Annotated in this window: 8 protein-coding genes and 1 pseudogene; 1 reads left to right on the top strand and 8 read right to left on the bottom strand. The window is 73.4% G+C overall.

The genetic code is table 11. The features are described from left to right. Positions 1-114 precede the first annotated feature (114 nt). Positions 115-468, bottom strand: a pseudogene (locus ACWD3D_RS28455) (STAS domain-containing protein). A gap of 78 nt (positions 469-546) precedes the next feature. Here ACWD3D_RS28455 and ACWD3D_RS28450 point away from each other — a divergent pair. Further along, complete coding sequence (locus ACWD3D_RS28450) at positions 547-3069, top strand: DEAD/DEAH box helicase (protein WP_451463646.1); 2523 nt, start codon at positions 547-549, stop codon at positions 3067-3069. On the opposite strand, the gene ACWD3D_RS28445 is transcribed toward ACWD3D_RS28450, so the two are convergent. From ACWD3D_RS28445 to ssd, 7 genes are all read right to left on the bottom strand, one after another. Next, complete coding sequence (locus tag ACWD3D_RS28445; protein WP_451463645.1) at positions 2978-3388, bottom strand: Rv3654c family TadE-like protein; 411 nt, start codon at positions 3386-3388, stop codon at positions 2978-2980. The genes ACWD3D_RS28450 and ACWD3D_RS28445 overlap by 92 nt on opposite strands. Next, positions 3385-3894 (bottom strand): TadE family type IV pilus minor pilin, encoded by a 510-nt coding sequence (locus tag ACWD3D_RS28440; protein WP_451463644.1) that lies wholly within the window; start codon positions 3892-3894, stop codon positions 3385-3387. Before ACWD3D_RS28440 ends, ACWD3D_RS28445 begins: the two co-directional genes overlap by 4 nt. Beyond that, positions 3881-4084, bottom strand: a complete 204-nt coding sequence (locus tag ACWD3D_RS28435; RefSeq protein WP_451463643.1) for a DUF4244 domain-containing protein — start codon at positions 4082-4084, stop codon at positions 3881-3883. The genes ACWD3D_RS28440 and ACWD3D_RS28435 overlap by 14 nt, the downstream gene beginning before the upstream one ends. A gap of 282 nt (positions 4085-4366) precedes the next feature. Next, entirely contained in the window at positions 4367-5209 is an 843-nt protein-coding gene (locus ACWD3D_RS28430) for a type II secretion system F family protein (protein ID WP_451463642.1), read from the bottom strand. After that, entirely contained in the window at positions 5206-6126 is a 921-nt protein-coding gene (locus ACWD3D_RS28425; RefSeq protein WP_451463641.1) for a type II secretion system F family protein, read from the bottom strand. Before ACWD3D_RS28425 ends, ACWD3D_RS28430 begins: the two co-directional genes overlap by 4 nt. After that, positions 6123-7271: a TadA family conjugal transfer-associated ATPase gene (locus tag ACWD3D_RS28420; protein ID WP_451463640.1), complete on the bottom strand. Its 1149-nt coding sequence runs from the start codon at positions 7269-7271 to the stop codon at positions 6123-6125. Before ACWD3D_RS28420 ends, ACWD3D_RS28425 begins: the two co-directional genes overlap by 4 nt. Continuing rightward, positions 7268-8389, bottom strand: a complete 1122-nt coding sequence (gene ssd, locus ACWD3D_RS28415; protein ID WP_451463639.1) for a septum site-determining protein Ssd — start codon at positions 8387-8389, stop codon at positions 7268-7270. The genes ACWD3D_RS28420 and ssd overlap by 4 nt, the downstream gene beginning before the upstream one ends. Between the last annotated feature and the right edge of the window lie 406 nt (positions 8390-8795).

Genomic DNA, 8795 nt, shown 5'->3' with positions numbered 1-8795 from the left:
CGCCCTGCCGACCGAACTCGTACCCCAGACGGGGGCCAAGGCCCGCGTCGTGCGACTCATATCCGGCGACCTCCTGAACGGTCCGCCGACCGGGGCCGGCGGACCGTTCCGACGTCAGTCGGTGGCGGCGACAGCCTCGTCGACCGTGGTGTGAATCGGAAACACCTTGGTCAGGCCCGTGATCCGGAAGATCTTGAGAATGCGCTCCTGGTTGCAGACCAGGCGCAGCGAGCCCTCATGGGCCCGGACACGCTTCAGGCCGCCCACCAGCACGCCGAGACCGGTGGAGTCGAGGAAGTCGACGCCCTCCATGTCGACAACCAGGTGGTAACTGCCGTCATTCACCAACTCGACCAACTACTCGCGCAGCTTGGGCGCGGTATACACATCAATCTCGCCACCGACCTCGACGACCGTACGGTCGCCACCAGGGCCGGACACATTGCGAGTCGACAGGGACAGGTCCACGGATCCTCCAGCACCTTGCTATCGAGCGGTCGCCCCTCGGTCTCCCCGACGGAGCCAGGGGACGGATCGCCAGCCGCGATGGCATTCAATCACTTACCAGCAGCCATGCACGACGCCTTGGGACCATTGTCCGTCACGCCAGTGACACACTCGGTGCCGATGGCCAAGAATCACCGCCCCAGCGGACCCACCGAGAGCGGAGACTCCCGCCCCTCTCCCGACATGATCCTCGACCGGCTCGCCGCAGGGGCGGGCCGGGCCGCGCGCATCACTCATACGGAGCACTTGCCCCCGCGACCGGGAACCCATGCCATCTGGCCGGATCGCATCCGACCGGAAGTCGTCGCGGCGATCGGGCGCGCCGGAATCGATCATCCGTGGGTCCATCAGGCGGCTGCGGCCGAATCCGCTCTCGACGGCGAATCCGTGGTGATCGCCACCGGCACGGCGTCCGGAAAGTCACTCGCCTATCTCGCCCCGGTCCTCAGCGCGCTGCTCGACGGCTCCGAGGCCCCGAACGGACGTGCGGCGACCGCGCTCTACCTCTCGCCGACGAAGGCGCTCGCGGCCGACCAACGCCGGTCGGTGAAGGACCTCGCCTCACCGCTCGGCAACGCGGTCAGGCCCGCCGTCTACGACGGCGACACGCCCGTGGAGGAACGCGAGTGGGTGCGTCAGTACGCCAACTACGTCCTCACCAACCCCGACATGCTGCACCGGGGAATCCTGCCGTCCCACCCCCGCTGGGCCTCCTTCCTGCGCGCTCTGCGCTTCGTCGTCATCGACGAGTGCCACACGTACCGGGGCGTCTTCGGGTCGCACGTCGCCCAAGTCCTGCGCCGCTTGCGTCGGCTGTGCGCCCGGTACGGCTCCGATCCGGTCTTCCTGCTCGCCTCCGCGACCGCGGCCGAGCCGTCGGTGGCGGCCGGCCGGCTCACCGGCCTGCCGGTCAAGGAGATCTCCGACGACGCCTCGCCCCGCGGCGAACTGGTCTTCGCGCTCTGGGAGCCGCCGCTCACCGAGATGCGGGGCGAGAAGGGCGCGCCCGTGCGGCGTACCGCCACCGCCGAGACCGCCGACCTGCTCACCGACCTGACCCTCCAGGGCGTCCGTACGGTCGCCTTCGTCCGCTCCCGACGGAGCGCGGAACTCATCTCCGTGATCGCCAAGGAGCGGCTGGCCGAGGTCGACCGCTCGCTGCCGGGACGGGTCGCCGCCTATCGGGGTGGCTATCTGCCGGAGGAACGCCGCGCGCTGGAGCGCGCCCTGCACTCCGGTGAACTCCTGGGACTGTCCGCCACCACCGCTCTCGAACTGGGTATCGACGTCTCCGGTCTGGACGCCGTCGTCATCTCCGGTTACCCGGGCACGCGGGCCTCCCTCTGGCAGCAGGCGGGCCGCGCCGGCCGTTCGGGCCAGGGTGCCCTGGCCGTACTGGTGGCACGGGACGATCCGCTGGACACCTTCCTGGTGCACCACCCGGAGGCCCTGTTCCACCAGCCGGTGGAGTCGACCGTGCTGGACCCCGACAACCCCTACGTGCTCGCCCCCCATCTGTGCGCCGCCGCCGCGGAACTGCCCCTCACCGAAGCCGACATCGGCCTCTTCGGCCCCACCGTGCCCGAACTGCTGCCTCAGCTGGAGGCCGCGAAACTGCTGCGCAAAAGGGCGGCGGGCTGGCACTGGACCCGCCGCGAACGCGCCGCCGATCTCACCGACATCCGGGGCGGCGGAGGCAGACCGGTGCAGATCGTCGAGGAGGGCACCGGCAGACTGCTGGGCACCATCGACGAGGCCGCCTCCCACACGGCGGTGCACGAGGGCGCCGTCCACCTCCACCAGGGACGCACCTACCTGGTCCGGAAGCTGGACCTGGAGGACTCCGTGGCGCTCGTGGAGGAGGCGAATCCGCCGTACTCGACCAACGCCCGCGACACCACCGCCATCACCGTCCTGGAGACCGACACCACGATCCCCTGGGGGGACGGTCGTCTCTGCTACGGCTCCGTCGAGGTCACCAACCAGGTGGTCTCCTTCCTGCGCCGAAAACTGATCACCGGTGAGGTGCTGGGCGAGACCAAACTCGAACTGCCGCCCCGCACCCTGCGCACCCGGGCCGTCTGGTGGACCGTCACCGAGGACCAGCTCGACGCCGCCCGGATCAATCCGGAGATCCTCGGCGGTGCGCTGCACGCCGCCGAACACGCGTCGATCGGGATGCTCCCCCTGTTCGCCACCTGCGACCGCTGGGACATCGGCGGGGTCTCCGTACCGCTGCACCCTGACACCCTGCTGCCCACCGTCTTCGTGTACGACGGCCACCCCGGCGGCGCCGGGTTCGCCGAACGTGCCTTCCACACCGCCCGCGCCTGGCTCACCGCGACCCGCGAAGCCATCGCTTCCTGCGAGTGCGAGGCGGGCTGTCCTTCGTGCATCCAGTCCCCCAAGTGCGGCAACGGCAACGAGCCTCTCCACAAGCGGGGGGCGGTACGGCTCCTGACCGAACTGCTCAGGGCGGCCCCCACGGGCCCGCCCGCGCCGGAGGGGCAAGAGGGGCCCCCGGGCCCCTCGGGCTCCCCGGAGGCCCCGCGCGGGACCTGACCTCCGGCGCGTACGGCCCGAAAGCCGCCCGGGCCGTCACATCGGCGATCTCTCCCCGCACCGAGCACCGCACCAGCCCGGCGCCTTGCGCGCCCGCCACCCGCCGGGCCGCCGCGCAGGCGGCCCCGGCCCCCTGGAGAGCGCGGTCGGCTGCGGCGAGGGCGGCCAAGTCCGCCGCCCCACCGGCACGGTGCCGGGCCGCGACAGCCTGCCCGAACGCGAGGATCACCACGCACACCGCGCACAGGGTGGCCACCGTCAAGGCGACCCACACGGTCGCCACTCCCTGATCCCGGCGCCGCCCGCCGAGAGGCCTCATGGCGCGCCTCCAGCAGCGGTCTCCGCACTCCCGGCCGGGTCCCCGGCATCCCCGGCACCGACCGCGGCCGGGACGGCACCCCCCGGGCCGTCCCCCACCGTGTCCTCGGCCAGGGCCGCCGCTTCGGCGCTCAGGGTGAGCGCCAAAGTGCGCGGCCCGGGTGTGGGGGCCTCCACGCGTACGCGCCAGAGCTCGCCCTCCCTCCGTACGACGACCCGTGCCCGGGCGGGGGCGGCGGTGCGGGCCGCCTCCCGTACCGCCGCTTCCGGCTCCGAACGCGCCGCGGCCCTCGCACCGGCCCGGGCCGCGTCCACGCACCGGATCTGGTCGGCAGCGGCGACCAGCGCCCAGACGAGCACCAGGGCGAGGGCCACCAGCACCGGCAGCACCATCGCCGCCTCGGCGGTGACCGAACCCGTGTCCCCGCCGACGCACCGGGCCCGGACGGGGTTCCCGCCCCAGGAGCGTGTTCCGAGAGTCCCGCCCGCCGGCTCAGAACGATCCATCGAGCGCACCCTTGATCAGCGACTGCATGGCGTCCCGCACCGCCGCGCTGTTGACCACCTTGTAGAGCACGGCGGCGAACGCGCAGGCCGCGATCGTCCCCATGGCGTACTCGGAGGTGGTCATCCCGCGGTCGGACCGGCCGAACCGGCGGGACCACCGGCCCCGCCACTCGGCGCCTCTCCTCCCCATGCCCGGCACGAAGCCCGGCACGAAGCCCGCTACGAAGCCCGGTACGAACAGGCGGAACCGACATCGCGCCGGCCGTGCCGCTCCGCTCCGGACATGCCGTCCGCGTCGGCCACGTCCCCGTCCACCGCGCGTGGCCACGGAGACTCCTCCACTCGTCGTGATGCCCGTTCCGACACCCGTCCCGATACTCATTTCAGCCCTCGTTACGCCCTTTGACGGGCATGGTTGGATGACCAGCGCACCGGCGGTGCGCCCGCGAGAAAACAGATCGGCCAGGCCCTTTCAGCCGGCGTGCAGGATTCCTCCCGCCAGGCCGACGATCACCGGGGCGACCCCGACCGCCAGGAAGGCGGGAAGGAAGCAGAGCCCCACCGGGGCCGTGATCAGCACGCCCGCGCGCTGGGCCCTCGCCACCGCGGCATCGGCGCGAGCGGATCTCATGGCGTCGGCCAGCCGGGCGACCGGCTCCGCCGCCGGGGCCCCGGTCTCACCGGCACGGTCCAGGCAGCGGGCCAGCGGACCCGCCCCCGGGATCTCCCCGAGGAGGCCCCACGCCCGGGTGGGATCGCCGCCCAGACGGATCTCGGCGGCGGCGCGGACCAACCGCTCGCCGACGGGACCCCGGAGCGACTCCCCCACAGCCTCGGCGGCCTGCCGGGGACCGGCCCCGGCGGAGATGCAGGCGGCGAGAAGATCGGCCGCCAGCGGGAGCTGCCGGGCGGCCGAAAGCTCCTCCCCGGTCGGCTTCCCGGAACCCTCCGGGCGCCGGGCCCGTGCGGACCGCCGGACGCGCCACACCAGAACGGCCGCCCCCGCACCGGCCAGGGCTCCCGCGGTCCCGCCCACGAGAATCCACGCCACCAGACCCGCGCCGAAGGGTTCTCCCCACCGCTTCACAGCGACGCCGATGGCCGAGGCCGCTCGGGCCGGCACTCGCCGCGCCGACCTCTTTCCGCCCGACAGAACCTCGTCGTGTCCCGGCCCTCCGACGAGCACGGCGCATCGCTTCCGCCGGACCAGGTCCCGCCGGTTCCCGGTCGCGGACAGCCCCGCGCACAGGGACGCCACGGCCGCCGCGAGCCAGATCCCCAGGCTGTGGACAACTTCTCCGGGCACGACGTTCACCTCGCGTCCCCCGCCCGCACGATCCGGCCGGCCCAGCAGAGCCCGGCCGTCTCCAGCACCAGCCCGGCCGCCAGGCAGAACAGTCCCGCCGAGGTGTGCAACAGGACTCGGAGAGGCTCGGCCCCGAGCGCGGCGCCCATGCCCAGCCCCGCCAGCGGCAGCAGAGCCAGCACCACCACCGTCGACCAGGCTCCGGCGAGCCGGGCCCGCAGTTCCTCCCGGCTCCGCCGCTCCGCCCGCAGCGCGCCTTCCAGCCGGTCCAGTCCTGCCGCGAGTCCGGCGCCGCCGTCCACCGACACCCGCCAGCACGCCGCGATCCCGGCCAACGACGCCAGCCCCGGAGTCCGGGACGCACGGTGCAGGGCGCCAGGCACATCGCCGCCGAACCGTGCCGCGGCGAGCACCGGCGACTCGGCGGCACCCAGCCCACGCGTCTCGCGTACCGCGCGGATCAACGCCTGTCCCGGTTCGCGCCCGGCCCGCAGTTCACCGACGACCGCCGCGCAGAGCGCCGTGACCGCCTCTTCGGACCGCGCGCAGGCGGCCCGTCCGGCCCGCCCCCGCAGCCACCGCCGCACCAGCGGCACGGCTACGGCGCCCGCGAGCAGCGGCAGCCACGACTCCCCCAGGACCGCGAGTGCCACGGCCGCCGGAACGCAGACCCACTCGCGCCGCCGTATCAGCAGTTCACCCGGGCGGGTGCGCGGCACCGCCGCGCGGCGCAGCACCGCCGCGCTCCGCGCCGCCTTCGCCGACGGGGGCACGCCCCCGCCACCAGCGCCCGAGAGACCGCGCACCGTTTCCGCGCACCTCGCCCGCACCGTCCCGCCGTCGGCACGGCGCACGGCCGACCAGACGGCGAGGGCCACGCAGGCCATCGCTCCCCACGTCGTCCACGCGGGCGCCGCTCCGGTCACCAGGCACCCCCGACGAGCGCGGCCAGCCTCGGCCAGCCCGCGGCCCGCACGAAGCCGTCCGCCCCGCCCGTCAGCGCGGGTACGGTGAACACGAGCCCGTCGGAGTCGCGTTCCAGCACATGGACCTCGGCGAGCCGCCGGCGTCCCGTCCGGTCGCGCACCAGGTGGATCACCACCGACAGCGCAGCCGCCAACTGGCTGTGCAGGGACGGCCGGTCGAGCCCGGCAGCCGTCCCCAGCGCCTCCAGGCGAGCGGGCACGTGCGACGCGGCGTTGGCGTGCACCGTCCCGCACCCGCCTTCATGCCCCGTGTTCAACGCGGCCAGCAGATCGGCCACTTCGGCTCCTCGCACCTCACCGACGACCAACCGGTCCGGACGCATGCGCAGGGCCTGACGGACCAGGTCCCGAAGCGTCACCAGTCCCGCTCCCTCCTGGTTGGCGGGCCGGGACTCCAACCGCACCACGTGCGGGTGGCCAGGACGGAGTTCGGCCGAGTCCTCGGCCAGCACGATCCGTTCGCGCGTACCGACCTCGCCCAACAGGCTCGACAGAAGGGTGGTCTTCCCCGCGCCGGTGCCCCCGCTGATGAGGTAGGAGACGCGGGCGCGCACCAGACTTCGCAGCATCCGGTCGCCGCCCGGCGGCACCGTCCCCGCCCGGACGAGCTCCTCCAAGGTGAAAGCCCGCGGACGGACGACACGCAGGGAGAGGCAGGTCGACCCCACGGACACCGGGGGGAGTACCGCGTGCATCCGCGTCCCGTCCGGCAGCCGCGCGTCCACCCATGGCCGCGCATCGTCGAGTCGTCGGCCGGCCACCGCCGCGAGACGCTGCGCGAGCCTCCGCACGGCCGCGGCGTCGGAGAAGGTGACTCCAGTCAGCTCCAGACCACCGCCCCGGTCCACCCACACCCGGTCGGGCGCGGAGACCAGGACATCGGTCACCTCCGAGTCGGCCAGCAGCGGCTCCAGCACCCCCGTGCCCACCAGCTCACCGCGCAACTCGGCCGCGGCACCGAGGATTTCCTGATCCCCCAGCAGTCCGCCCTGTGCCCGCACGGCGGCGGCAACGCCCGCCGGTGTGGGCACCTCCCCGCTGAGCGCCAGCCGTTGCCGCACGGCGTCCAGCAGCCCCTCGGTCATGACGCCCCTCCCGCCGGAACGGGAAGACCGCCGACGAACGCCTTCTCCCAGAACGCGGCGCAGAACCGGGAGAGAGGGCCGCGTGGCCCCGCCCCTGGTGGGAGGCCACCGTCCTGATGCGCCGACACCCCCGGTTCCACCGGGAGTTCCCCCAGAAGCGGCAGAGCGAGCGCACGGGCCACCCAGGGGCCGTCCAGGCCGGGGGCGAACGGCGCCCGGGCCACCACCCGCAGATCCTCCAGGGCCGTGCCGACCGCCGACGCCACGCACTTCGCGGCTGCCACGGCGCGCAGTTCGCCCGGCACGACCAGCAGCCCGAGGTCCGCCTGGGAGAGCGCTTCCGCGACCCCTTCGTCCACCTGGCGGGGCAGGTCCACGACCACCACCCCGCCCGGCCGCCGGGCGGCCGCGAGCACCGACCGCACCGCCAGGGGCGGTACGACGACACCGCACTCGCGCCCCCGGCTGAGCACGCGCAGTCCGTGCAGGGCGGGCAGCGAGTCCTCCAGGACCCCACCGCCGAGCCGGCCTCTGGTGTGAACGAAGTCGGGCCACCTCCTGCCCTCGGTACGCTCTCCGCCGAGCAGGACATCGATGCCGCCTCCCAGCGGATCGCCGTCGATCAGCGTGGCCCGCAGTCCCGCCCGGGCCGCGGTCACGGCGAGCGCGCAGGCGAGCGTCGACGCGCCGGCCCCTCCCCTGCCACCCACGACCGCGACGGTGAGCGCGGGAGGCCCCGCCTCCTCCGTCGCGTTGGCGAGTTGGTCGATGAGCCAGCCTTCCGCTTCGGGCAGCCTCAGTACGTGCTCGGCGCCGATCTCGACCGCTTGCCGCCAGACGTCCGGCGACTCCTGACCCCGCCCGACGAGCATCACCCCGCGGCGCCGTGCGAGTCCGCGGCACCGCTGAACCGCGTCGTCACCCACCAGAACCAGCGGCGCCCGCCGCCACACCTCACGGTCCTCCGGCGTGCCGTGGTGGACCTCCGGTTCCGCTCCCGCCGCCGCGCAGAGACGCAGCAGATCGTCGAGCAGGTCGATGTCCTCGGTCACGATCAGCGGTACGCCGCACCGCCCTTCGGCGATCGGGATTCCTTGTCGCGCATGGGAACGGTTCACGATCTCCACCCCTTCTCACACCTCCTTGAGCACCGTTCACGCCGGCCCCGGAACAATCCGGGACAGGCGATTCCGGAACCCGCGGACTTCACGGGCGGAATCACCATGCGATCTGACGGAAAAAGATGTGGATCTTGATGGAGAACTGTGGACAACTCTCACGTTGTGAATAACCCGGTCACCCGAAACGGGGATATTCGGAGCGCACCCCTATCGCTACACAAAGTCACCTGCGAGGCTGGGTGCAGACGGCGAGAATCGGGACCGCGAGCCCGGGGGCAAGAGGGAAATACCGCATGATTCCGGGGAAAACACACCTGGACGTGCGACGACCCCCGCCGGGGGGGAGAGCGGGGGTCGTCCCCACGGCCGACTCGGGGGGGGGGGGGGGAGGTGTCGGACCGGG

The organism is Streptomyces sp. NPDC002690 (assembly GCF_053592415.1).
This window is presented reverse-complemented; position numbering and strand designations above follow the sequence as displayed.